General features: G+C 73.3%; 22 protein-coding genes and 1 pseudogene. 9 read left to right on the top strand and 14 right to left on the bottom strand.

The window, feature by feature from the left end; translation table 11 throughout:
• The 3 genes and pseudogenes from V7793_RS13600 to V7793_RS13610 form a co-directional block, all read right to left on the bottom strand.
• Positions 1-689 (bottom strand): annotated as a pseudogene (locus V7793_RS13600) (hypothetical protein); the annotation flags it as partial.
• A 138-nt stretch (positions 690-827) separates the two neighbouring features.
• Complete coding sequence (locus tag V7793_RS13605; RefSeq protein ID WP_336006199.1) at positions 828-2,144, bottom strand: cytochrome P450; 1,317 nt, start codon at positions 2,142-2,144, stop codon at positions 828-830.
• Positions 2,145-2,242: 98 nt separating this feature from the next.
• The gene (locus V7793_RS13610) at positions 2,243-2,905 is read right to left on the bottom strand and encodes a DUF4360 domain-containing protein (protein WP_336006202.1); all 663 of its coding nucleotides are present in this window, start codon (positions 2,903-2,905) and stop codon (positions 2,243-2,245) included.
• Between the two features lie 177 nt (positions 2,906-3,082).
• Here V7793_RS13610 and V7793_RS13615 point away from each other — a divergent pair, with 177 nt between their 5' ends.
• Positions 3,083-4,045 carry an FAD-dependent oxidoreductase gene (locus V7793_RS13615; RefSeq protein WP_336006205.1) on the top strand — a complete coding sequence of 321 codons (963 nt, stop codon included), beginning with the start codon at positions 3,083-3,085 and terminating at the stop codon, positions 4,043-4,045.
• Positions 4,046-4,100: 55 nt separating this feature from the next.
• Here the strand turns inward: V7793_RS13615 and V7793_RS13620 are convergent, their stop codons facing one another.
• Positions 4,101-4,763 (bottom strand): NADPH-dependent FMN reductase, encoded by a 663-nt coding sequence (locus V7793_RS13620; protein ID WP_336006208.1) that lies wholly within the window; start codon positions 4,761-4,763, stop codon positions 4,101-4,103.
• Positions 4,764-4,826: 63 nt separating this feature from the next.
• Positions 4,827-6,518: a glycosyltransferase family 2 protein gene (locus V7793_RS13625; RefSeq protein ID WP_336006249.1), complete on the bottom strand. Its 1,692-nt coding sequence runs from the start codon at positions 6,516-6,518 to the stop codon at positions 4,827-4,829.
• A 510-nt stretch (positions 6,519-7,028) separates the two neighbouring features.
• Here V7793_RS13625 and V7793_RS13630 point away from each other — a divergent pair.
• From V7793_RS13630 to V7793_RS13640, 3 genes are all read left to right on the top strand, one after another.
• Positions 7,029-7,883, top strand: a complete 855-nt coding sequence (locus V7793_RS13630; protein ID WP_336006209.1) for an ATP nucleotide 3'-pyrophosphokinase — start codon at positions 7,029-7,031, stop codon at positions 7,881-7,883.
• A 266-nt stretch (positions 7,884-8,149) separates the two neighbouring features.
• Entirely contained in the window at positions 8,150-8,479 is a 330-nt protein-coding gene (locus V7793_RS13635) for a putative quinol monooxygenase (RefSeq protein WP_336006211.1), read from the top strand.
• Between the two features lie 120 nt (positions 8,480-8,599).
• Positions 8,600-9,169 (top strand): sugar O-acetyltransferase, encoded by a 570-nt coding sequence (locus V7793_RS13640; RefSeq protein ID WP_336006213.1) that lies wholly within the window; start codon positions 8,600-8,602, stop codon positions 9,167-9,169.
• Positions 9,170-9,202: 33 nt separating this feature from the next.
• Here the strand turns inward: V7793_RS13640 and V7793_RS13645 are convergent, their stop codons facing one another.
• Positions 9,203-10,096, bottom strand: coding sequence for a DMT family transporter (locus tag V7793_RS13645; RefSeq protein WP_336006216.1), 894 nt, complete (start codon positions 10,094-10,096; stop codon positions 9,203-9,205).
• Positions 10,097-10,357: 261 nt separating this feature from the next.
• Here V7793_RS13645 and V7793_RS13650 point away from each other — a divergent pair, with 261 nt between their 5' ends.
• From V7793_RS13650 to V7793_RS13670, 5 genes are all read left to right on the top strand, one after another.
• Positions 10,358-10,876: a hypothetical protein gene (locus V7793_RS13650; protein WP_336006219.1), complete on the top strand. Its 519-nt coding sequence runs from the start codon at positions 10,358-10,360 to the stop codon at positions 10,874-10,876.
• A gap of 116 nt (positions 10,877-10,992) precedes the next feature.
• A complete protein-coding gene (locus V7793_RS13655; protein ID WP_336006221.1) occupies positions 10,993-11,706 on the top strand; it encodes a L,D-transpeptidase in 714 nt (237 codons plus the stop codon).
• Between the two features lie 225 nt (positions 11,707-11,931).
• A complete protein-coding gene (locus V7793_RS13660; RefSeq protein WP_336006223.1) occupies positions 11,932-12,441 on the top strand; it encodes a hypothetical protein in 510 nt (169 codons plus the stop codon).
• Entirely contained in the window at positions 12,438-14,366 is a 1,929-nt protein-coding gene (locus V7793_RS13665; RefSeq protein ID WP_336006225.1) for a GMC family oxidoreductase, read from the top strand. Before V7793_RS13660 ends, V7793_RS13665 begins: the two co-directional genes overlap by 4 nt.
• Complete coding sequence (locus V7793_RS13670; RefSeq protein WP_336006228.1) at positions 14,363-15,556, top strand: ferritin-like domain-containing protein; 1,194 nt, start codon at positions 14,363-14,365, stop codon at positions 15,554-15,556. Before V7793_RS13665 ends, V7793_RS13670 begins: the two co-directional genes overlap by 4 nt.
• A 54-nt stretch (positions 15,557-15,610) precedes the next feature.
• Here V7793_RS13670 and V7793_RS13675 read toward each other — a convergent pair whose 3' ends face one another.
• The 8 genes from V7793_RS13675 to V7793_RS13710 all read right to left on the bottom strand — a co-directional run.
• Positions 15,611-16,372: an SDR family NAD(P)-dependent oxidoreductase gene (locus tag V7793_RS13675; protein WP_336006230.1), complete on the bottom strand. Its 762-nt coding sequence runs from the start codon at positions 16,370-16,372 to the stop codon at positions 15,611-15,613.
• A gap of 72 nt (positions 16,373-16,444) precedes the next feature.
• A complete protein-coding gene (locus V7793_RS13680) occupies positions 16,445-18,133 on the bottom strand; it encodes an FAD-binding oxidoreductase (protein ID WP_443057904.1) in 1,689 nt (562 codons plus the stop codon).
• Between the two features lie 34 nt (positions 18,134-18,167).
• Positions 18,168-18,686 carry a cupin domain-containing protein gene (locus V7793_RS13685; RefSeq protein WP_336006234.1) on the bottom strand — a complete coding sequence of 173 codons (519 nt, stop codon included), beginning with the start codon at positions 18,684-18,686 and terminating at the stop codon, positions 18,168-18,170.
• Positions 18,687-18,908: 222 nt separating this feature from the next.
• Positions 18,909-19,991, bottom strand: coding sequence for a hypothetical protein (locus V7793_RS13690; RefSeq protein WP_336006237.1), 1,083 nt, complete (start codon positions 19,989-19,991; stop codon positions 18,909-18,911).
• A 52-nt stretch (positions 19,992-20,043) separates the two neighbouring features.
• Positions 20,044-21,651, bottom strand: a complete 1,608-nt coding sequence (locus tag V7793_RS13695) for a M48 family metallopeptidase (protein WP_336006240.1) — start codon at positions 21,649-21,651, stop codon at positions 20,044-20,046.
• Between the two features lie 157 nt (positions 21,652-21,808).
• Positions 21,809-22,225, bottom strand: coding sequence for a hypothetical protein (locus V7793_RS13700; RefSeq protein ID WP_336006243.1), 417 nt, complete (start codon positions 22,223-22,225; stop codon positions 21,809-21,811).
• Positions 22,226-22,341: 116 nt separating this feature from the next.
• A complete protein-coding gene (locus V7793_RS13705; RefSeq protein ID WP_336006251.1) occupies positions 22,342-23,523 on the bottom strand; it encodes an MFS transporter in 1,182 nt (393 codons plus the stop codon).
• Between the two features lie 59 nt (positions 23,524-23,582).
• On the bottom strand, positions 23,583-25,006 hold a 1,424-nt coding region (locus V7793_RS13710), incomplete at its 5' end, for a GMC family oxidoreductase (RefSeq protein WP_336006246.1).

Below are 25,006 nucleotides of genomic sequence, written 5' to 3' on the forward strand. Positions count from 1 at the left end.
GTGCCCGCGGCGACGTTGGCCAGGACCGGTCCCGGCACGCCCCACTGCAGGGGGAGCGTCTCCGCGCCCGGGCCCGCCCCGAGCAGGGCCCGTTGGTGCAGGGCGGAGGCGTCGAGCACGGCGCCGGCGCGGTGGTCGCCGGTCTGCAGCGCTTCGAGGAGCGCCCGCGTGTACGGGCCCGCCTCGCGCGCGGCGACCGGAGGGACGGGGTGGACGACGCCGAACAGCGGGACGCCCTGCGAGAGTTCCCCGGACTGCGCGCCGCTCTCCACGTGCGGCAGGGCGGCCGGGTCGGCCTCCAGGTCGGCCAGCACCAGCACCGGGCCCGCGTGGGCCTGCAGGGTGCGCAGCAGCCAGGCCCAGGGCAGGCCGGTGTAGCGGACGGTGGCCGGGGTGCTGCCGGGCAGGGCCAGGTGGAGCTCGCCGCCGCGGCGGGCCGGGATCATCAGCCGTCCGGTCACCCAGACCAGGAGCGGGCCGGGCACGGCCGCGGCGTGCTGCAGGTAGGCCAGGGCGCTCTGCGGACCCTCCACGGCGGGCAGTTGCACGACGTCGACGGCGTCCGCGGCGAGGAAGCGGCGGGGATTGGCGCCCGCAATGGCATGTGCGGTCGGATTCGGCAGGACGCCTCGTCGCCGGTCAGGCGTACCGTCCAGTAACAGCACACAACCCCGGGCCGTGTCGACCACTACGCACTTCCTCCCTGGCAGCACACAAAGGCACAGGCCACTGTAGAGCCCATGGGCACGGGCAGGGGAAGAACGTCCCTCCCGCCACCCCGGACGGTGGGCCGGCAGGCGCTCGCGCACGTCAACCCGTGGGCGGAATCAGCCGGTTCGCGTGCTGCCGGGCGGCGTCGCGCGGACGGGAAGGTGCCGCGGGCCGCGGACCAGGAGGCCGGGGCGGTAGGGCAGCAGGGCGGGGTCGGCCGCGAGGGAGAACTCCGGCATCCGGGAGCCCTCGCCGAACAGCATCGGAAGGGCGACCTCCGCTTCCAGCCGGGCCAGCCGCGAGCCGAGGCAGAAGTGCGGGCCGTGGCCGAAGGCCGCGTGGGGCGCGGCCCTTTCACCGGCCCCTTCACCGGCCTTGCCGCCCGTCCCGTCGCCGCCCCTTTCACCGGCTGCGGCGTAGCGGGCGGGCCGGAACGCGTCCGGTTCGGCGAAGGCGTCCGGATCGCGGTTGGCGGCGGCGAGGACCACGAGGACCGAGGCGTCGGCCGGCAGGACCACGCCCTCGCCCAGGTCGACCTCCTCGGTCGTGCGCCGCCACGTCGTCCCCTCCAGGGGACTCGCGTGCCGCAGGGCCTCCTCGGCCACGGCGGCCCAGGCGCCGGGGCCGCCCTGCCGGGCGGCGGCCAGCTCCCGGGGGTGGGTGAGCAGCAGGAGCGAGGCGGACGCCAGCAGGTTCATGGTCGTCTCGTAGCCGGCGAAGAGCAGCAGGAACGCCATCGCCAGCAGTTCGCCGTCGTCCAGGCCGCCCTCGCCCGCATCGTGGATCAGGGCGCTGAAGAGGTCGTCCCCGGGTATCCGGCGCTTGTGCGCGATGAGGGCGGCGAAGTAGGCGTGGAGGGACGTCCAGGCCTCGTCGACGGCTCCGGCGGGCAGGGCGTCGGCGGGCGATCCGACCCGGTACGTCCAGGTGCGCAGGTCCGCCCGGTCCGCGGCGGGCACGCCGAGCACCTCGCCGATGACGAGGACCGGCAGGGGGAAGGCGAAGGCGTCGACGAGGTCGGCCGTCCCCTCGCGGGCCAGCCCCGCGGCCACGTCCGCCACCAGCTCCGCCGTGAGCCGCTCGATGCGGGGGCGCAGGGCGTCGACCCGGCGCGGGGTGAACGCGGCCGTGGTCAGCCGGCGCAGCCGGGTGTGGTCCGGGGCGTCGGTGTTGAGCATGTGGCGGGCGAGGCAGCCGCGGGCGCGCTGTGCCGGTGAGTCGGGTTTGGGGCGGCCCGCGGCGCGCGGGGGTACGTTCGAGAAGCGCGGGTCGGCGAGCACTTCCCGGGCCTGCCGGTAGCCGGTGACCAGCCATGCCTCCGTGCCGTTGGCGAGCGCCACCCGCGCCGCGGGGCCCGTCGTGCGCAGCCGTGCGTAGTAGGGGTACGGGTCGCGTGCGAAGTCGGGGTCCGCCGGATCGAGGGTATCGAGCACCTGTTCATCCTCGTCCGTCCCACGCGTTTCAGGACAGCGGGGCCGGCTCCAGTCCCGGCGAGGGGTACCTGTGCGGTTCCCACAACCCCGGGGGGCGGCTACCGCTTCGGCGGGCACTCCTTCCAGGCGATGCGGTAGACGGTGTTGATGGCGGAGTCCGTGGAGTCCATGGCCATGAAGCTGGTGGCCTTCGTGGGGTCGGAGGTGCCGGCGTTGACGGTCAGCTCAGTGTTGATGTTGAAGTTGCGCCGTTCCCCGCACGGCGACCACACGTACTGTGCGATTTCGTTGATGTCGGTCGCCTGCCAGTTGTCGTCGAGCGCGCCCTTGAACTGATGGGACTTGGCCGTGGTCTGCGACTGCCCCTGGAAGTAGTAGGAGGCTTTCTGCTCGCCCGTGGCACCGGATGCGAGCTGGGCATATCCGCGGTAGTCGACGCTCGCGACGGCATAGGTGAATCCGTGCGGCACATGGACGATCAGATTCAGCTGACAGTTCTTGCGGAAGTCCGTCGGTTTCGCCCCCGGACCCACCTGGGCGAGGTACTTGCTGTAGGTGACGGTGAAGGCCGTGTTGTCGAGGGAGACGCCCACGGCGGCCGAGTTGGCGGGGCACCCTGAACCGTTGACCGTGGCGACCTCGATCACGATTTTATCGGGCGGAACGGTGATCCCGGGAGCCGACGCGTGCGCGGGCAGCACCGGGCCGCATAACGCCGCTATTGCCGCGCTGCAGAGGAAGAGAACTCTGGATCTGGACATGGCGCTCCTGTGGCTGGGGACAGGGGACCGGGGACGGGGACCGAGAGGAATCTGAGGAATCCGGGGAATGGCGAAAAGCCGGATCCGGGTGGGGAATCAATTCCACAGGGCGGCGGAGAAGTCAACAGCACCGATAACCGGGGAAAGAGGTTCCGGACACGGGGGTACGGTGTGCTCATGGCGGGCGATGCGATCGTCGTGGGGTCGGGTGTCATCGGGCTGACCGCTGCCGTGGTGCTGGCGGAGACCGGGCGGCGGGTCGGGGTGTGGAGCCGCGAGCGGGCCGCGCAGACCACGTCCGCCGTGGCCGGCGGCCTCTGGTGGCCGTACCGGATCGAGCCCGAGGAGGCGGTCGCCGCCTGGTCGCTGGAGTCCTTCCGGGTGCTGTCCGGCCTCGCCGAGCGGCCCGCGGAGACGGGCGTCCGGCTGGTCGACGGCACCCACGCGAGCACGGCGCCCGAGGAGCAGGGGCCCTGGACGGCCGGCGTCCCCGGGCTCCGCCCGGCCGGGCCCGGCGAGCTGCCCCCGGGTTACGGCCACGGTCTCCGGGCCCGCACCCCCTTGGTGGACATGACAGCATATCTCGGATATCTCCAGCGCCGGCTCGCGGCCGCGGGCGGCACCGTCACCGGCCGGGACGTGCCGGACCTGGCCGAAGCCGGGCGCGCGGCGCCGCTCGTCGTGAACTGCACCGGCCTCGGCGCCCGCGACCTGGTCCCCGACCCGCTGGTGCACCCCGTGCAGGGACAGGTCGTCGTCGTGGAGAACCCGGGCGTGGACGAGTGGCTGGCCGCGGAGGACCACGGCACGGGCGAGATCCTCTACGTCCTCCCGCAGCCGTACGGGGTGGTCCTCGGGGGCACCGCGCGGGAGCACGTCTGGGACCGCACCCCCTCGCCCGGCACGGCGCGGTCGATCGTCAGCCGCTGCACCCGCGCGCACCCGCGTCTGGCCGGGGCGCGCGTCCTCGCCCACCGGGCCGGGCTGCGTCCGGCCCGCTCCCCCGCGCGGCTGGAAACCGACCGGCTGCCGAACGGCGCGAGGCTGATTCACAACTACGGGCACGGCGGTGCGGGCGTCACGGTGTCGTGGGGCTGCGCGCTCGCGGTGGCGGAGCTCGCGGACGCGGCGGGCTGCTGAACCCCCGCCCGTCCGGACCTGCCCGTCCCGCCTTGCCCGTCAGCCCGCCTGCCCGTCAGTCCTGGGCGCGCTGGGTGACCGGGGCGTCCGTGCAGTCGCCGAGGAACTCGTACCAGCGCCGGCGCAGGCAGACGTAGCGCGTGTCCGCCTCGACCAGCCGCAGGAACGACGTCACCGATTCCACCAGCCGCTCGTGGAGCCCTCTCTCGGCGAGGTCGCCGTCGGCGGTGAAGCCCTCGTGCGCCTTGGCGAGGCTGAACATGTCGGGGTAGACGCGCGCCCCCAGGTGTTCGAGCGGAATCCGCAGCGCCCACAGCCCGCGGTTCCCGCCGACCATGGACGGTGACGCCGAGACCAGCAGGGCCTGCTTGTCCTTGAACGGCTGGGGGCGGACGCGGGAGACCCAGTCGATGGCGTTCTTCAGCCCGCCGGGCAGCGAGGCGTTGTACTCCGGCGAGGAGATCACCAGGGCGTCGCACGAGGCCAGGCGGTCGCGCAGCGCGAGCGCCCCGGGCGGCAGGCCCTCGGCGATCTCGGCGTCGCCGTTGTAGAGCGGCATCGAGAACTCGTCCATGTGGGCGTGGTCGGCCTCCGCCCCGGCCTCGTCGCGGACCAGGCGGGCCACGAGTGCGGCCAGCCGGGCGTTGAGGGAATCGCCGCGCAGCGACGCGCCGAGCACGAGTACGCGCATGGGTCCGGGTGCGGTGCCGGTGGCCATGGTCCTGCCTCCTTCGGTCCTGCCTGCCGGGCGCCCCCCGGGGAGGCGCCCGGCGGGCCCGGGTCAGACGGTGCTGTGCTGGGCGCGGGGCCGGGAGATGGTCGGGCCCCCGCCGCCGGTGTCGCGCCCGCTCGGCCAGCGCCCGCGGGCGCGGCCCGCCAGCCACATCCCCACCGGGCCCAGCGCCGTCAGCAGCGCCAGGCAGGCCCACACCCGCATGGCCGCCGACGCGTGCCCCAGCACGACCGACGCCATCAGGCACGCCCCGAACACGCCCGCCCACCACAGGTGCGTGCGGAACGTCGCCGCGCAGTCCCCGGACGCCGACGCGCCCTTCGGCGTCACCACGAAACCCGACCGGCGCCGCAGCAGCGCCTGCGTCAGCGCCCGCGCGTACAACGGCGCCGACACCGCCGACATCACCATCCCCGCCACGCCCGAGGAACCCTCCGGCTCGTGCGGGCTGACGTTGTGGCGGCGGTTGATGACGTACAGGCAGATCTGCAGCACGGCCGCGTCGCCGTAGAGCATCAGCCACACCTGCGAGGGCACGTTGATCCCCGAGGCCCCGAGGCCGAGGAAGAGGACGCAGGAGACCCCGCCGAGGACCCAGGTCATGGCGGCCATCGGGTAGTAGGCGACCAGCATGCAGTAGTTCCACAGGCTGCCCGGGGACAGCGACCACATGGCCCGCCCGAACTGCCGCAGGAGGGTCTCGAAGGTGCCCCGCGACCAGCGCAGCTGCTGCGAGAAGAAGTCCGTCCACGACGACGGGCCTTCCCCCACCGCCAGGACGTCGGGGGTGTAGACCGAGCGCCAGCGGCGCCCCGTCGCCGGGTTCTTGCGCCGGTGGATCTCCAGGCCCGTGGCCATGTCCTCCGTGATCGAGTCGTAGAAGCCGCCGATCTGCTGCAGCACGCTCACCCGCAGGCAGTTGGACGTCCCCACGAACATCGGCGATCCGTACCGGTTCCCCGCCCGCTGCACCAGCGCGTGGAACAGGAACTGCTGGCTCTCCGCCGCCTTCGTCACCCGGGCCGAATAGTTCCCGTACACCTGCGGCCCCACCACGAACGCCACGTCCGGGTCACGGAAGTACCCGAGCATCCGCTCCAGGAAGTTCGGCAGCGGCACGTGGTCCGTGTCCACGCACGCCACGAAGTCGTAGCCGTCGCCGTGTGCGTCGAGCCACGCGTTGTAGTTGCCGTGCTTCGTCCGGGCCCGGAACTTCCCCGACGGCCGGTTGTACCGCGCCACTCCCTTGCGGGAGAAGTGACGCACCCCCAGTCGTGCGCACAGCGCCCGCGCGCCCGGGTCGTCGCCCTCGTCCAGCAGCCACACGTCGACCAGGCCGTCGTAGCAGACCCGCACCGCCCCCTCCAGCGTCGCCGACACCATGGCGAGGGGTTCCTTGCCCGGCACGAACGTCGTGCAGAAGGCCACCCGGGCGCCCGGCTGCGCCCGCACCGGCACCGGATCGCGGGCCGCGCAGGAGGCGTGGGCCACCGAGACCACGTTCACCACGCGGAACACCTCGACCAGTCCCATCGACGCCAGCATCGCCGCGTCCCCCACCGCCGGCCATCCGCCGCGCACCACCCAGTGCCCCGGCCACATCAACCACACCAGCACCCCTGCCGCCATCAGGGGCGCCAGCGCCACCAGCAGTCCCACCCATACGCTCACCGCCCCTTCCCGGCCCGGCATCCGCCGGAACCCCACCCGGTACGTCCCCAGCGGCGGCGGCTCCTCCATCGCTCCCGCCAGCCGGCTGAACCCGTCGTAGTCGTAGGTGCCGCCCGTTCCCAGGTCCAGGGGAGGAGGCACGACGCCCCGTTCGCCCGCAGGCCCCGGCACGGCGCTCGCGCCACCGGCACCCTCGTCGGCGACCACGCCGCGCCCCGACACCTGCACTCCACCCACCACCGCAACCACCACCCGCTCCCCCGCCGCCGAAACCACCACCAAAGGGGTTATTAGTCAGCAAAACGTAACAACGCACCGGAGCGATCATCCGACGATTGGGCCCAACACACCCCCCGATCACCCACACAGCCCATACGGCCGTACGACAGGCATATGAACCGATGACTCGCGGCGGACGATCGCCCCTGGTCACCGGCGCGCGGGCCCGTTTCCGCCCCCCAACCGCACCATCCGGCCAAAAGCGGCGGCGCAGCGGCGGGTCCAGTGACCGGGGCGGCGCCGCGCCGGTTGTATGAGTCGCCGGATGACACCTCATGTGCCGAAGGACGAATCACACGGATGACCAACAACCGCATCGCCCACCGCATCGCGGCCGCAGCGGCGCTGGCCGCCGCACTGAGCGTCGGGGCCGTGCCCACCGCCCTGGCCGACGGCAGGACGGCCCGGCCCGGGGCGCCGTCGCACCACGCCTACGCCGACAAGGTGGCCAAGGCGGAGCTGCCGCCCGGCGACGAGGGCGGGTGGCAGGGTGACGGCCTCTCCCTCAACGCCGCGGACAACAAGAAGGTCGACCGGTTCCTCGCCCGTGCACGGTCCGCGGAGCGGACGGTCAGCCCCGAGATGCAGGCCGTGGCCCGCATCAGCCACGCGAACCTGATCGGCTTCGACCACCGGCTGAAGTCGCCGGACTCGCTCAAGCGCAAGGTCGCCACCGCCATGAAGGAGGCGCCCGGGCAGAGCGTGGACACCGCCCTGTCCAGGATCAGCGACTCCGTCCGCTACACCTTCCAGTGGCCGGACGGCAGCTACAGCCGCGGCGTGGCCATCGCCTCCTCCGCCCTGGCCCTGTGGGGCAACGACAGCGTCAAGTGGTCCAACACCTGGGGCCGGAAGCACGGCTACAAGGGCATCAACTCGGCCTGGCGCGACCCGGGCTCCGGGCACGTCTTCGAGGTGCAGTTCCACACCCCGTCGAGCAAGTGGGCCCAGGAGGCGACGCACAAGCTGTACGAGGAGCAGCGGCTGCCCAGCACCTCCCCCGAGCGGGCCCGCGAGCTCCAGGAGCAGCAGGACGCGATCTTCGCCTCGGTGCCCGTTCCGGACGGAGCGGAGCAGCTCGGCGCTCCCGCGCAGACCCGGCCGACGGACGCGCAGACCCTTCCGGCCTCCGTGGACCGTCCCGCCGCCGCGTAGCACACCCTGCCGTACGGGCCCGTGATCCGCACGGCGGAGCGGCCGGCCGGGCAGGGGCCCGCCCCCGTCCGACTGGCCGTTCCGTCGTCGCCGGGGTGCAATTTTCCGGGAGGGCCGGAATCACCGTCGTCCCCGTTTCGCCGGGTGCCCCCGCCTCCGCCACGGTGGGCACCGGCGCGGGCGCTCCGGCCCGCCGCCGTCGGCGTGACCGGCCCGGCGCCGGTGCCTCCGACACGATGCCCGCGATACGAGCAGGAGCAGCCTCCATGATCTTCATCGTCGTCAAGATGACCGTCCGCCCCGAGTACACCGACAAGTGGCTGGAGCTCGTCGGCGACTTCACCCGGGCCACCCGTGACGAGCCGGGCAACCTCTTCTTCGAGTGGTCCAGGAGCGTCGACAACCCGAGCCAGTTCGTCCTGGTGGAGGGCTTCGCCTCCCGTGAGGCCGGGGACGCGCACGTGAACTCCGTGCACTTCAAGACCGCCATGGACACGATGGCGGAGGCCATCTCCATCACGCCGCAGATCATCAGCACCGAGGCCCCCGGCAACGGCTGGTCCGCGATGGCGGAGCTCACGCCGCGCAACCTCTGAGCGACGGCCCGGCCGGCGGCGGCCGGATCACCCGGACGGCGCAAGCGGTGGGGCCTACGCTGTCCGGGTGACCGGTGAGGCGCACGCGCTCGCCGGGCCGGACCGAGGAGGGGGCCTTCCGTGGGGGAGAACAAGCAGCGTCTGCTGGCCGGTGACTGGTACCTGCCGGACGATCCGGAGCTCGCGGACGACCACCGGCGCTGCGTCGGGCTCTGCGCCGACTTCAACGCGGCCGAGCGGCTCCCCTACGCGGAGCGGTTCGCCCTCCTGGAGCGGCTCCTGGGTTCGGTGGGCGAGGGCGTACGGATCCGGGCGCCGTTCCGCTGCGACTTCGGCCGTCACATCAGCATCGGCGCGCGGACGTTCGTCAACTTCGGCGCGGTCCTCCTCGACGCCGCGCCGATCACGATCGGGGCGGACGTCCAGATCGGGCCCAACGTCCAGCTGCTCACCCCGCACCACGCCCTGGACGCGGAACGGCGCCGGGCCGGCTGGGAGAAGGCGATGCCGGTGAGGATCGGCGACAACGTCTGGCTGGGCGGCGGCGTGATCGTGTGCCCCGGGGTGACCATCGGGGAGAACACGGTCGTGGGCGCCGGTTCCGTGGTCGTCGCGGACCTGCCGGCCGGTGTGCTGGCGGTCGGCAATCCGGCGCGGGTCGTCCGGGTGCTGGAGCCCTCCGCCAGCTGACGACCGGCGCCCGACGCCCTGCGCCCCCGCGGCTCAGGACCGTGCGGGCTCCCCCGGGCGGTCCGGCACCACCAGGTCCCGCGCGAGGGCGACGCGGGAGAGTGTGACCGCCCCGTACAGCACCAGGGCCGCTCCGAGCGCCTCGGGCAGGATCCACCAGCCGCTGCGGACGCGCTCCTCGTACAGGGTGATGCCCAGCGCGAGGCTCACCAGGGCGTCGCCGAGGGTGAGAGCGGGCTGTGAGGCCGTCAGGGGGCCGGACTGCATGGCGTTCTCCAGCAGGAACAGGGCCAGCACGCCCACGAGAGCGAATCCGTACGTCTGCCAGGAGAGGAAGAAGGCGGTGATGCCGCCGTCCTGCCAGGTGTGCGTGGCATCCTTCATCAAGGCGGCGGTCAGGGCGTAGCCGACGGCCGCCGTGGTGCCGAAGCACAGGGCCCGCAGGCCCCCTTCGGGGTGGCGCAGCGCCGTCGCGGCCAGCGCCGCGATGACGGCGAGGCAGCAGACGAGGGCGATCACCCAGCGGTCCGCCGGCGGCCGCCCGGTGCCGGGCGAGGGTGCCGCGGCCGCGAGGGCCAGCCCGAGCCCGGCGGCGATGCAGACGGCTCCGCGCCACGCCGGGCGGGTGACCTTGCGGCCCAGCAGGAGACCGCCCAGGAGAAGGGCGAACGGCAGCTCGAGGACGAAGACGGGCTGGACGACGGCCATGGCGCCCTGCGAGAGCGCGAGGGCCTGAAGGCAGGCCGCGGCCATGACGGCGGCCATTCCGCCGAGCCAGGCTTTGCGCCGCAGCAGTTGGGCGAAGAGGGAGAGGCGCAGGCCCGGGGCGAGGGGAACGGTCCGCGCGGCCCGGCGCTGCAGGACGATCGCCAGGGCGTTGGCGGCCGCGGCGAGCAGGGCGAAGAGGAGGGCGGGAAAACTCCGCACGCCGTCACTCCTTTCGTGCCGCACTGCGGAATCGGGTATTCCTGAGAGGTGGATCCGGAATGCCCTTTCCATCTTCTGCCGATCGCGGGCGGACGGGGCACAGGCGCACCGGTGGCGGAGAATCGCTGGCCGTCCGCACCGGTATCCGGGCGGACATTGACAAGCGGGCACGGCGCCGCAAGGGTGAGCCGGCAGGCAAAAGGCATGTCATTCCCGGCGAGTTGAGCTCTTCCCCCACTTCCGTTCACGGTTGGAGGAAATATGTCCAGACGCTCGTGGTTCGCTGCCCTGGCCCTCGTGGCCGCCTCCGTTTCCGGCCTGGCCGCAGCACCCGCGGCCCAGGCCGCCACCGACACCGCGTCAGTATCCGCGGCCGACACCGCGGTCGCGCGCGATTCCGGCGCGCAGCTCCGCGGCCGGCACCCCGAACTCAACGGCGCCCGGCTGAAAGGGGTGAACAGCCCCGCCGTCTATCTGGTCCTGGACGGCAAACGGCGCTGGATCCCCAACCCGGCCACGTACAACAACCTGTTCCGGAACTGGAACGGAATTCAGACCGTCGTCGACATCGCAAGCATCGACGACGGCGGTCAGCTGTCCGACGGCGCCATTCTCGCGAAATCGCCCGACGGTCCCGCGGTGTATCTGGTGAGCAACGGCATCAAGCGCTGGATCACCAGCCCGGCCGCGATGGACAAGTACTACTTCGACTGGAACAAGATCGTCAATATTTCCCCCGTGGCCCTGAACGCGATCCCCACGGGCGCCGCCATCTCCTAGCGTCCGCTGCTCCGTTCGAGGGACCGCCGTCCGGGACGGCGGCGGGCCCTCTCCGGCTCCCCGGCCCCCTCGGTCCCGGCTGCAACCACCGGCCGGTGCTATCAGTCTTACGTCATATGGGAACACTTAGCAGAAGGAACACGGCGCGGCCGGCAGCGGCACGCCGGCTCGGGGTGCTGCTGGGCGCCCTCGGGCTGGCGGCTCCGCTGACACTGGCGATAGGCGGGTCCGCCGAGGCGGCCCCCTCCTGCACGACAAGGACCGGGCCCTATCAGAAGGAGGCCGAGAAGTTCCTGGGCAGACCGGTCGACGGGCAGCAGTCGCCCGCCGACTGCAAGGCCATCCAGGACTTCCAGACCAGCCGCCGCATCACCCCGAACATCGGCTTCGCCGGGCCGATCACCTGGGGGGTGATGCAGGAGGAGATCACCCGCCGGGACCCCAACGCCGCGGGGAAGTGCCCGGTGGACAAGGGCCGGATAGCCTGCGTCGACCTCGGCCGCCAGATCAGCTGGATACAGGACGGCAAGGCCCTCAAGTTCGGCCCGGTGCCGGTGCGCACCGGGCGTGACGGCTACGAGACGCGGACCGGCGCCAAGAAGATCTACTGGCGCTCGGCCGACCACTGGTCGACGATCTACAAGGTGCGGATGCCCTACGCGCAGTTCTTCGACGGCGGGCAGGCCTTCCACGCCATCGACGGCAGCGTCTGGTCGCCGCCCGGCTCGCACGGCTGCGTGAACATGCGCATCGCCGACGCCAAGACGTACTGGTCCATGCTGGGCAACGGGGACGACGTCTTCGTCTACGGCCGCAAGCCCGGCACCTGAGCGGACCCGGAGAACCCCTCCGCTCCGCGGTCCCACGGCCCCCGCACCCCGAGCGCGGGGGCCGTCCCGCCGCCGCCCCGCGGCATCCCGCCCGGCGCCCGTCCGGCACCCGCCCGGCCCCTGACCTGCCGAACACTCATACGAGTGAAGGGTGTTTGTTTCCTCTTCACTCACCGTGGAGTCTCCGATAGACATGCGTCAGGTCCCACGGATGGGTGGTCACGGATGACACCGAAGACGAGCACGCCCGCACGTTCCCTCGACGACTTCCTCACCGCCTCGGCCGCCCTGACCGGCTTCGACGCCTTCGAGCTCCACGGCACCGGCATGGCCGAGCTGTACCACGAGACCGCGCTCGAGCAGGTCGGGGAGCCGGCCCTCGGCCGCTTGCTCGACGCCCTCGCCGCCGCCGGCGGCGACCCCGACGGCATCGCCGACGAGACCTCGCGCGACATCGCCCGCGCCCTCGCCCACACCTGGTACCTGGGCGTGTGGCCGCAGCTCGCCGGATCCGTCCACACCGCCCTCGGCCGGGAGCGGGCCAACACCGCCTTCACCGTCTCCCCCGAGGCCCATACGGAGGGCCTGGTGTGGCGCACCTTCCACGGGCACCCCGCCGGGGCCAAGCCGCCCGGCTTCGGCACCTGGGCCGATCCGCCGCCCGGCGCCCCGGTCGTCGCCCGGGCGGGCGACCGCTTCCCCGGTGCGCCCGGCCCGCACGGAGGCGGCGCATGAGCCCGGCACCGCGCCACGGCCGCGTGCGGTACGACGTCATCGTGGTCGGCGCCGGCCTGTCCGGCTCGCTCGTCGCCAAGGAGCTGGGGGACAAGGGCTGGCGCGTCCTCGTCCTGGAGGCCGGCACCGGCACCCTGGAGTCCTGGTCCGGCCACCTCGACGCCCTCGACACCTTCTACGGCGCCCTGGCCAAGGTGCCCAACTCCCCCTACCGGCCCAACGCCGCGGCCCCCTCCCCCGACGTCCTCGACCTCACCGGCCTCCCCTCCGGCGGCTACCGGGCCCACGGCTACTTCGTCCAGCAGGGCCCCCTCCCCTACGCCACCGACTACCTGCGCGCCCGCGGCGGCACCGTCCTGCACTGGCTCGGGCTGACCCCGCGCATGCACCCCGAGGACTTCAGAACCCGCCGGACCTACGGCTACGGCCGCGACTGGCCCCTCGGCTACGACGACCTGGAGCCCCACTACCGCGCGGCCGAACGGGCCCTCGGCGTCGCGGGCAACGCCGCCGAGCAGGCCGCCGCGACCGGCCTCCCCTTCCCCGACGGCTACGTCTACCCGATGCACGAGATCCCCCGGAGCTACGTCGACGACGTCTTCGCCGCCCGCCTCGACGGGGCCACGGTCCGGGAGGCCCCCGGCGCCCCGGCCACCACCCTGCGCGTCGTCGGCACCCCCCACGCCCGCAACAGCACCCCCGACCGGCGCTACGACGCGGGACGGGGCTACCGCCCGGTGGGCGCGGCCGGCCTGCCCAACTACGGGGAGCGCTGCGTGGGCAACGCCTCCTGCGTGCCGATCTGCCCGGTGCAGGCCAAGTACACCCCGCTCAAGACCCAGGCCACGTGGGACCGCCGGCGGGTCCGGCTGCTCACCCACGCCGTCGTCAGCCGTGTCCTGGCCGACGCCAACGGCCGCGCCCTCGGCGTCGAGTACCAGGAGTACGAGGACCCGGCGGTCCCCGTCGCCACCACCCGTACGGCCGAGGCGGACGTCGTCGTCCTGGCCGCGCACGCCGTCGAGAACGCCCGGCTGCTCCTCGTCTCCCGGCTCGCCGGCCACAGCGACCAGCTCGGGCGGAACCTGATGGACCACCCCGTCCTGCTCGGCTGGGGCCTGGCGGGCCACCCGGTCGGACCATTCCGCGGGCCCGCGTCCACCTCGGGGCTGGAGAGCTTCCGCACCGGCCCCGCCCGGCGCGAGCGGGCGCCCTTCCGCATCGAGATCAGCAACTGGGGATGGGGCTGGCCCACGGGCTCCCCGGGCAGCGACGTGGCCCGCCTGCTGGGCATCGGGGCCGACTCCGCGCAGCCGCGCGGCAGGGGCGTCTTCGGCGCCCGGCTGCGCGCCGCGCTGGGCGAGCAGATCGGCCGCCAGGTCTCCGTGCAGTTCCTCATGGAGCAGGAGGCCGAGGAGCGCAACAGGGTCACCGTGGACCCGCGCCACCGCGACCGGCTCGGCAATCCGCGCCCGGTCATCACCTACGACCTCTCCGACCGGGTCAAGCGCGGCATGGCCGCGGCGAGGACCGTCTCCGGGGAGATCTTCCGCCTGCTGGGAGCCGAGGACCGCACCGCCTACGCGCCCGGCCCCCTCTCCCCCGGCCACTTCCGCTTCGAGGGCCGCGGCTTCACCTTCAACGGCGCCGGGCACGGCGGCGGGACGCACATCATGGGCGCCTCCCGCGGCACCTCCGTGGTCGATGCGTGGCAGCGCTGCTGGGACCACCCCAACCTCTACGCCGTGGGGTGCGGCAGCATGCCCTCGATGGGCACGTCCAACCCCTCGCTGACCATGGCCGCCCTCGCCCTGCGCAGCAGCGAGCGCATCCACCGGGAGCTGACGGAGACTCACCGGCCCGCCGCCGTGGGACCGCCCGCCGCCGATCCCGCTCCGCACGGCCGGAAGGAGGGCCGGGCATGAGCTCCCTTCCCCCGCCCACGGCCCTCGCCGGCCTCTCGGCCGAGCCGTCCCGGATCGAGGAGCCGCCGTTCCGGGTCCCGCGCGACCGCGCCGACCTGCACGTCTTCCTGCAAGCAGCGCTGACGCTGGAACACCTCACCATCCCGCCCTACCTGACGGCGATGTACACCCTGCGGCCCGGCACCAACCGCACCGCCTTCTACGCGATCCGGGCCGTCGTGCTCGAAGAGATGCTGCACATGACGCTGGTCGCCAACCTCCTCAACGCCGTCGGCGGCAAGCCCCTGGTCGCCCACTCCCGGTTCGTCACCGGCTATCCGGCCCTGCTCCCCTACAGCCGGGACAAGGTCCCCGTCGCTCTGCGCCACTTCGGGACGGCTGCGCTGGACACCTTCCTGTACATCGAGCGCCCGGAGTACGTGGCGGAGCCGCCCGGCCACCCCTCCGTGGCCGGCGACACGGGCTGGACGTCGATCGGACAGTTCTACAACACCATCCGCACGGGGCTGGTCCGGCTGGCGGCGGAGCTGGGCGAGGCCGAGCTGTTCCGGGGCGACCCCCGGCGCCAGGTGGGCCCGGAGGACTTCTACAACTCCGGCGGCGAGGTCTTCCCCGTGACCGGGCTGGCCTCCGCCCTCACGGCCCTGCGCGTGATCACCGAGCAGGGCGAGGGCGTCAGCCGCACCATCTACAACACCGACGACCAGCTCTTCGGCGAAACCCGCGAGCCCGCGCACTACTTCCGGTTCGACGAGATCCGCCGGCGGCGCCGCTACGGCCCGCACGACACCCCGGCCTCCGGCCCCACCGGCCCGGCCCTCGACATCAGCTGGGAGGACGCCTACCCCATCGACCCCGAGGCCAAGGTCGCCCACTATCCGCCGGGCAGCGCGGTGCGCCGCGCCGCCGAGCGCTTCAACGCGGTCTATGCCCGGCTGCTGTGGGTGCTGGAGGCGGCGTTCACCCGGGATCCGGCGGTGATGCAGGCCGCCGTCCCGACCATGCTGCAGCTGCGCGACCTGTCGGTGCAGCTGTCCCGCAATCCGCACCCCGACCCGGCCCGGCGCGCCCGCGGGCTGTACGCCTCCGCGACGTACGAGATCACCGCGGAGCTCCTCGGCGAGGCCCGCCGCAGCCTGCCCGGCAATGTTCCCGGCAGCACCGCGCTGCCGGGCGGCCCGAAGTGGTGAGACGGGCGGTGCCCGGGGCGCGGGGTGGGCACCCCGCCCCCCGGGCAGGGAGGGTCAGGCGGTCATGCCGCCGTCGGCCACCAGGTCGTGGCCGACCACGAAGCTCGCCGCGTCCGAGGCGAGCCACTGCACCGCGGCGACGATCTCCTCCGTCTCCGCCACGCGCCCGATCGGCACCGTCCCGGCCACCCGCGCGTCGCGGTCGGCCTCGGTCTCGCCGGGGCGGAAGGACATGGAGGTGTTGGAGGCGCCGGGGCTGACGGCGTTGATGCGGATGCCGTCCTTGATGTGGTCCAGCGCGGCCACGCGCGTCAGCGCGCTGACGCCCGCCTTGGAGGCGACGTAGGCGGCCATGCCGGGGCGGCGGCCGTGGAAGCCGATGTTGGACGAGGCGTTCACGATCACACCGCCGCCGTGCTCGCGCATGTGGGCGATCTCGTACTTCATCGACAGCATCACGCCGGTGAGGTTGACGCCCAGCAGCCGGTGCCAGGAGGCGAGGTCGGTGTCGGCCAGGGGCGTCGGCCGGGCGAAGAGCCCGGCGTTGTTGTGCGCGATGTGCAGGCCGCCGTGGCGGGAGACCGCCGTGGCGACCATCGCCTCGACGTCCTGGGCGCTGGTGACGTCGGCGGCGACGGCGCTGGCCTTGCCGCCCTCCTCCTCGATGAGCCGTACGGTCTCCGCGGCGGGCTCCAGTGCGACGTCTACGGCGACGACGGTGGCGCCCTGGCGTGCGAAGGCCAGGGCACTGGCCCGGCCTATGCCGGAGCCCGCCCCGGTGACGAGGGCGACCTTGCCTTCGAACTGTGCGGTCATCTGGTTCTCCTCCAACTGGGGGTTCCCCCGGCCGGCCGGGTGTTCCGCCGGCCGGGCCGGGGCTCGGACAGGTCAGGACTTGGGCAGGGCGATCGACTGCGAGTGCCGGAAGACGTTCCGCGGGTCGTACGCGGCCTTCACCCGCTGCAGGCGCGGGTAGTTGTCCTTGTAGTAGAGCGTGTACCAGGGCACGCCCGACTTGTTCTGCTGCGGGTCGGCGATGTCGCTGTCGGGGTAGTTGATGTAGCAGCCGTCGGTGGCCGGCCCGGGGACCGGGTAGCCGCCGGTGGAGGCGAAGACCTCGGTGTAGATCTCCCGGGTCCAGGCCAGGTTCTGGGGGTCCTGCTTCTTGTCGGGCCAGAAGCTCTGGAAGAGGCCCTTGAAGATGGAGTCGCGCTGGGCGGAGGCCGTGTCGCCGGAGCGCACGGTGTTGATCTTCCCGCCGTAGGAGAGCAGGACCACCATGGAGTTGGGGTTCTGCAGGTCGGTGCGGGTCAGGTGCTTGTACATCGACGCGATCTGGGCGTCGTTGAAGCCCTTGCGCAGGTACGCGGACTTGTGGATGCCGCGCAAGGTGGGGTTGGTGAGCGTGGGGTTGTTGGTGCCCAGGAAGCGGACGGAGGCCAGCCAGGGCACCCGCTGGGGGGTGAAGAAGTCGGGCATCGGGCCCTGCTCGCCGACGGCGGCGGTCAGCGGCTCGGGCTTGATGCCGAGTGCGGAGGTGATGGAGGCGACGTAGGCGGTGATGAGCTTCTCGGCGTCGGGGACGCCGGCGTCCATCTGGGTGAGCAGCCCGATGCTGTTGTTCGCCTTGTGATTGATCATCAGGAAGCTGCACAGCGACGCGTAGGGCGAGTCGGGGCCGGCGTTCTTCTCGTGCCAGGCCCCGAAGTTCTTCACCAGTGTGGTGAAGCGCGCCTTGTCGAGCTTGCTCCACGGCAGCGAGATGGCGCTGACGAAGACGTCCTTCGGCGGGTGCATCAGCTGCTGGGCGGGGTCGCTGCCGGTCGCGCCCGGGGAGCGGAACCAGTAGCGGGTGATCACGCCGAAGTTGCCGCCTCCCCCGCCGGTGTGCGCCCACCACAGGTCGCGGTGGGGGTCGCCGGCCTCGCGGGTCGCCACCACGGCCCGCGCGGTGCCGTCGGCGTTCACGACGACGACCTCGATGGCGTAGAGGTGATCGATGGTGAGGCCCTGCTTGCGCGAGAGCATTCCGTAGCCACCGCCGCTGATGTGACCCCCGACGCCCACGGAATAGCACATGCCGCCGGGGAGGGCCACCCCCCAGCCCTTGTAGAGCGATTCGTAGACGTGCAGGAGCGTGGCCCCGGCCTCGACGCAGAAGGCCTTGCGCTGCTCGTCATAGGTGACCTGATCCATCGTGGTCATGTCGATGACGATGCGCACGTCGGGGTGGTAGACGAAGTCCGCGTAGCAGTGGCCGCCGCCGCGTATGGACAGCCGTTTGCCGGCCTTGACCGCCTCCTGGACGGTCTGGACGACCTGTTCGGTGGTGTGGACGATGCGCACGGAATCGGGGCGGCCCACCCAGCGGGTGTTGTTGCCGACGACCAGGTCCGCGTAGCGCGGGTCGTCCGGCAGGACGGTGACCGCCCCAGGTGCACCCGCGCCGGCCTCCGCCCCGGCGCCGGTGCCCGCTGCGGCGGCCCGGGTGGGCACGAGGCCCGTCTGTGTCACGGCGGCACCGGCCACGGCGGCGGCGGTGCCGGTCAGCATGGTTCGTCTGTTCAGCATGCCCATGGTTCTCTCTGTGCGTTCCGAGTGGTGGCGCCGGTCAGGTGCCCCAGGTGATGCCGAGGCCGAGCTTCTCCGCGACCTCGTGGGTGCGCTCGACCGACCAGCGGTCGCCGACCGGTGCGTCGGCCCCCATGTGCACGGGGTATCCGCCTTCGAGGAAGAAGCGCTCGAATCCGCCGGGGCAGGTGAGCACGTAAAGGTCGGCCGTCTCGCTCTCCACCAGATACGAATGCGGAATTCCGCGCGGCAGGAAGAGCACGCTGCCGCCTTCGAGGAGTTCGGTGCGGTCGCCCACCGTGGCGCGCACGCCACCGCTCCCGATCATGAAGATCTCGTCCTCGAGCGTATGGATGTGGCTCGGGGAGCGCTCGCCGAGCTTCGCCGCGAAATGCGTCATTCCCATGGCGCCCCGGGTCTGTTCGGCCGTGAGCTTCACGGTGACCAGGGAACCCTTCCCCCAGAGCCGCTGCACTCCGTCGCCCGGTTTGAGAACGGCCGGCAGAATGCCGTCCTGGCCGAAGGGGAGTTCTTCCCGCCCGTACGGCGCTGTCGTCATTTCTCCTCCAGATCCATCGCGGTGCGCTGCAGCGCCCGACCGGCTGGTTCCGAGCGTTCCCCAGCAAACCGGCACCGGCAAGACAACTGAGCCCAATCCGTCAAGTGGCCGTGGGCAGCGAAGAGTTCACGCTGCGCAAGGCCGGAAACGGATTGGGCTCTGCTTCTTTATTCGGTTGTGCCGGGGTCGCAGAAGGATGCGCCCCGGTTGAACGGCGCGTGGCTACTTGGCGCCCTGTACGGCTCGTTCGCGGTAATCGCAGTACAACTTGGCGGGGTCGCCGAAGTAGTCCCAGGGAAGGGAGCCGACGCACCCGTCGACCGCACGGAATTGTTCGAGGGCTTCCGCGTGGCGCTTCTGCTGCACCAGGAAGAAGGCGAGCAGGTGGCGGACCTCGGCGAGGCGCGGATGGTCGGGGCGGACGGCCGGGAGGTCGGCGAGCACGGCGTCGGTCATGGCCGTGACTTCGGGGGTGCGGTAGTGCTTGGCGCTGAGCGGCCGGTCCAGGTGCTCGAAGTGGGCGATCAGCCGCAGGGCGGGCAGCAGGGTGCCGGCGGGGGCGCCGGCGGCGGCCTTGTCCGCGAACGCGCGGGCGAGCTCCTCCGAGCCGTGCCACTTCGCGCACCAGTACTGGAGGGCGCCGTAGTGCGCCTCGAAGTGGAACGGCGCCCGGGTGGTGATCTCCGCCCAGAGCTCGTCGACGTACGCGTGCGGGTAGCCCAGGCCGAGGCCGGCCCAGAGGTCGGAGACGTGCGGGGACGGGTCATCGGCGTCGAGCTCCATGGCCAGGGCGATGTCCTCGCGGGCCCGCAGCAGGACGCGGTGGAAGGCCTCGAACTGCTCGGCCGAGGTGTCCTTCGCGTAGGCACTGCCCCGGAGCTTCCCGGCGAGGAAGACGGTGGAGCGGGCGCGGACGGCGGCGGCGCCGGGGTCTCCGGTGCGCGCGGCCTGCCAGGCCGTCAGCCACGCGTCCTCCTCCGCCGCCACGTGCGCGAGGGCGATGACGAGCGCCGTGCGGCGCTCCCAGTCCCGGCCGACGGCGGTCATGGCCCGTGCGGCGGGCTCCCATTCGCCGCGCTCCGCCGCCTCCCGGGCGCCGTCGATCTGCGGGTCGTGCGTCAGCCGCTCCGTGTCCTGCCGGTCCTGCGGGAGGAAACCGAGAGCGGCGGCCTCCTGGGAAAGGCCGGACGGGCCCGGGGCGGAGGAGGAGGCGGCGGACCCGGGGCGGCCGGCGGCGTTCCTGCGGGACCTGTACCAGAAGAAGATGCCGAGGGCTATGACGAGGAAGGGCAGCAGTCGTGCCACGGGGGTTCGGCTCGATTCGTGTGAGGGGGGTGGGGGGTTGGCCGGCGGGGCGTCAGGCGGGTGAGGCCTGCGGCAGCAGCCGGCGCAGTGGTGCGGTGTCCGGGACGTCGGCGACGAGCGCCTCCAGGGCCGGCTGCAGCCGGGTGTCGTACCCGTCCGGCAGACGCAGTCGCGCGCTCTCGGCCCAGGACATCTCCCACCAGGCCATCCGGGCGTCGGCGAGCTCCAGCAGTACGAGGCTGGACAGCGCGTCGAGCAGGACGGGGCGCAGGAATTCGCGCGCTGCCCGGCCGCCGGCCTGCTCAGCCGCCCGCGACTTGGGCAGGCCGTCGGCTATCTGCCACAGGGCGCCGCGGTCGGCCGCGTCCAGGAGTGCGTGAAGGCCGGTGCGACCGCCGGCGATCCGGGCGAGGGCGTGCCGCAGGGGTGCGGCGTCGGCCTCGTGGCGGGCGCGGATGCCCAGGTGGACGAGCTCGGGCCAGTCCGCTCGGCGCATGTGCAGGGCCTCTTCGGCGAGGGTGGCCGCTTCGAGCTCGGCGAGGACGCGCCCGGGGTCGTGCAGGAGGGCCAGGGCGGGCCCTGCGGGGTGTGCGCCGCGGCCGTCGTCGGGGAGGGCCTCGATGAGGCGGATCCGCTCGGCGGTCGGCGGGTGCGCGTCGTAGGGGGAGGGCTCCTCCGCGGGGAGGTCGTGGCGCAGTTCGTCGAGCTCGGCCTGGCGGGCGGGTTCGGCGAGCAGCCGGGCCAGGCCGCCGTGGAACTGGCCGTACGGGGGCAGAAGGCCGGCGGGTATGCCGCAGGTGGCGTACCGGCGGAGGTAGAAGTCGTGGGCGGCGGCCAGGACCGCGGTCTCGCGGAGGGCGGAGGCGGTGGCGTCGCGGCCGGCGATCCGCACGGCGAGCCGGTCGGCGGCGAGCTCCTGGCGGCGGCCGTCGCTGCGGGTGGCCCGCAGGGCGAACAGGCCGTAGGCGGTGAAGAGCCTGCCCATACGGCGGTAGGTCCACCCGGCGCCGGAGGCGTCGATCTCCTTGGCCTTCCGGCCCTTGCGCACGGCCTTGGCGGCGGCCTTCTCCTGCCGCAGCCGCTCCTTCTCGGCCTGCTGCTCAGCCCTCTCCGTGAAGGCGTTGACGGTGCGGGCGATCGCGTGGCGGCCGCGGGCGGTGATGGCGGACAGGCGGGTGTCGGCATGGCCGTAGTGGCCGAACTCGTGGGCCAGGACGGCGCGCAGCTGCGCCTCGTCGAGGCCGGTCAGCAGGGGTGTGCCGAGGTAGAGCCGGCGGCGGCCGGGCAGGAGCCCGAGCATGCGGGCGTTCTCGGTGACGGCGGCGTTGACGTCGCCGGTGAGGAGGATCTCGTCGGGCATGCGGGTGCCGGCGGCGCCGGCCACCTCGCGGACGGCGGCCCACAGCCGCGGCTGCCGGGCCTCACTGACGGAGAGTCCGTCCTCGCCGTCGTCCTCGGGTGTGCGGAGGAGCAGCATTCCCCGGACGACGGGGAAGGCCAGCAGCGCGAGGACGACGGTGATTTTGAGGGCGAGGGGGTTTACGCCCCGCCAATAAGCGGCGGCACCGATTCCGGCGAAGACGCCGAGCACGGCAAAGCACAGGAGATAGAAACCCGCGAGCAGAACGAGTGCACGCAGGGCACGCAGAAAGACGCCCATGGGGCAGGAGCCCTCACACAGAAAGAAAAGGGGGGTGGTCGATGCGGTGGGGGGAGAATGATCAGTATGCCGCAAAGGGTTTCACATCGGCAAAAAGTTTTTTAAATGCGGCGACGGCGGCCCGCGGGGGCCGCCGTCGTCCGGAAATGCCGGTGGGTCAGGTCCATGCCTCCGGGCGGGCGTCGTGGAGGGCGGGATCCTCGGTGGCGGGGCGGGGGCGGAGTTCGGGCGGGGTGGCGCCGTTGGACGGGTAGAGGAGGCGGCCGATCGCATAGGGCTCGGCGTAGGTGGTGACCAGGCGGCGGACCGTGGCGGGGTCGGCCGTCACCGGGAAGCGGCGCCGGTCGGCGTCCGCGTCATCCGCGCTGGGGTCGGGGTCGGTGAGGGTCGACCACATGTCCTCGGCAGCGCTGATGAGCTGGTCGAGTTCGTCGCGGACCCCCTGCCAGGCGCCTTCGCGCACCGCCTCGTCGATGCGGGAGAGGGTGCCGAGGACGCTGGCGTAGTCCTCGGCCAGCTGGTCCTCCTGGGGAGACGGGGCAAGGGTGTTGGCGACTGGCTCGGTGGTGTACACGGCACCTCCACGCAAGGGGAAACGGTTCAAGGCCGGGGTGGATGCGTACGAAACCCCCGCCCCGGCATCGTCGCGCGCCGCGGGGCCGGCCGCGGCTCTCTACCGTCACCGGTCGGCTATATATCACTCGCACGGGCGAGCGGAGCGTCCGGCCGCGGCGGGCGGGTGGCCCGGGCGAGCCCCAGCGCGGCCGCTGCGCAGACCGCCGCCATGCCGCACAGCACCAGGGGCACCGCCCGCACGCCCGACAGCTCGATCGCCCTGCCCAGGGCGGGTCCCGCGGCGACGCCGCCCACCATCGACGCGGCGATCACGTAGGCCGCGGCGCGGCGGGCGGTGGGGACGGTGCGGCTCAGCCACGGCAGGGCGGTGGGGAAGACCGGCGCGATGAACAGGCCCACGCCCGCGTAGGCGTAGGGGGCGAGGCCCGGCAGGGCGGCGGCCGCCGCGCAGACCGTCATGCCGGCACAGCTGACGACGACGATCACCGGCTCGGACAGGCGGACGGCCAGGGGCACGACCAGGAACCGGCCGGCCGTGAGCATCAGCCAGTAGACCGAGGTCGCGGAGGCGGCCGCGGAGGCGCCGTAGCCGACGGTTTCGAGGTGGGTGGGCTCCCAGCCGCCGACGCCCGCCTCGACGCCCACGTGCACCACGTACAGCAGGACGAACGCGCCCAGGAGCAGCACCGCCCGGCCGGGGCGGCGCCCGGGTGCCCGCGGCGGGCCGCCGGGGCCGGCGGCCGCGCCGGCCGGGTCCTTGTCGCCGACGCCCTTCAGGAAGAGGACGAGGGCGGCGGCGAGGGCGGCGAAGGCGAGGAAGACCACCGGGTAGCGGTCCGGACCGAGCAGGCCGATGAGGGCGGGACCGGCGACGGCGCCGATACCGAAGTGGGCGTTGAGGACGTTGAGCATGGCGGTGCTGCGGCGGCCGAAGCCGACGGCGAAAAGCTGGTTGAGCCCGTAGTCGATGCCGCCGAAGCCGAGGCCGGTGACGAGCGCGGCCACGAGGGCGACCGGCCAGACCGGGGCGAAGGCGAAGGCGGCGCTGCCGAGGGCCATGAGCGCGTAGGAGGAGCCGAGGAGCACGCGGTTGCCGGTGCGCCCGTGGACGCGGTTGAAGAGCAGGACGCCGCTCACGCCGCCGGCGAAGTGCGCGCTGAGCGCCAGCCCCGCGGCGGAGGGCGACAGGCCGAACTCCTCGCGCAGGGCGGGGATCGCGGGCCCGTACAGGGACTGGAGCGCGCCGATGAGGACGAAGCCGGCGCAGGAGGCGGCGACGGCGGCCGGGGTGAACATCGGGGCGGCGCTCCCGCCGCCGTGCTGCGCGGGGGCCGGTGCCCGCGTGGCCGGGTCGGTCACGGGCACCCCGCCCCGGCGTCCAGGAAGCGTTCGGCGATCTCGTGGGCGAACGCCATGACGGTGCCCTGCGGGCTGATGCCGGTGACGCCCGGCAGGACGCTCGCGTCGCACACCCGCAGCCGCCGGAAGCCGTGGGGGCGGCCGTGCCCGTCGCAGACGCCGCCGCGTTCCGGCAGGCCCATGCGGGCGGACGCCATGCCGTGGACGGACACCAGTTCCCAGTCGGCGGGGCGCACGCGGCGGCAGAACTCCCCGGCCTCCGCGGGGGTGTGCAGGGGGCGGGCGCCGGCCACGGGCGGGATCAGCTCCCGGGCCCCCGCGGCGAAGAGCAGCTCGCTCGTGCGCCGGAACGCCTCGCGCAGCCGGCTGTGGTCGGCGGACGTCATGCCGTGCCGCAGGAGCAGCCCGCCCCGCGGCGCGGCCCGCAGCCGGGCCTTGCCCTGCAGCCGGACCTGCGTGGTGTACGACCCGAGCAGGCCGAAGGCGGCGAGGAGGCGGTCGAGGAGCTGCGGGGGGCGGCTCGCGAGGGCGGCGGCGAGCGTGCCGGGGGTGACGTTCGACGGCATCATCAGCACCCCGTCGTCGGCGAACTGGTGGACCTGCGCGGTGAAGATGGTGCCCCGGTCGGCGTGGACGGGCTCGTCGAAGCGGGCGACCGTCCGGAGGTTGACGTGCAGGGAGAGCTCGCGGCCGGCCGTCTCCCGGTGGATGCGGCTGCGCTGCAGGAGCGCGGGCGTCTGCAGGGGACCCGCGGCGAGGAAGACCGCGCGGGCGCGGTGGACGAGCGTCCGGCCGCCGGGCCCCGCCGCGAGGACGCCGCGGACCTCGCCGTCCTCGTGCAGGATCCGCAGGACGCGGGTGCCGGGCACGATGCGCGCGCCGTGGGCCTCGGCCTCCGGGAGGTAGCTGACGGCCATGCTCTGCTTGGCGCCGCTGGGGCAGCCGGTGGTGCAGCGGTTGCGGTGGAGGCAGCCGCGGACGGCGCGGTGGGAGGGCTGCCAGCGCCAGCCGAGGCGCTCGGCGCCGGCCGCGAGCAGCCGGGAGTCGTGGTTGCCGTCCCCGTGCGGCTGGGCGGCGACGCCGAGGCGGCGGGCGACGGCCGCGAGGTGCCCGGCGAGGTCGGCGGCCCGGTATCCGCCGATGCCGGCTTCCGCGGCCCAGCGGTTGAGCAGGGCGGGCGGGGGGTCCCACAGCAGCCCGCCGTTGACGACGGTGGTGCCGCCGACGCAGCGGCCTTCGCCGTAGGCGAGGGTGGGCGTGCCGAAGACGGGGGTCAGGCCGCCCTGGCGGTAGAGGCGGCGCATGTTCTCGGCGGGCGTGGCGGCGGCGATGCGGTCGGTGCCGACGCGCGGGCCCTCTTCGAGGACGGTCACCTGCCGCCCGGCGGCTGCCAGCTCCCGCGCGACGACGCTGCCGCCGG

Origin of the sequence: Streptomyces sp. KLMMK (assembly GCF_036961605.1) — a bacterium.
GTDB classification, from domain to species: domain Bacteria; phylum Actinomycetota; class Actinomycetes; order Streptomycetales; family Streptomycetaceae; genus Streptomyces; species Streptomyces telluris.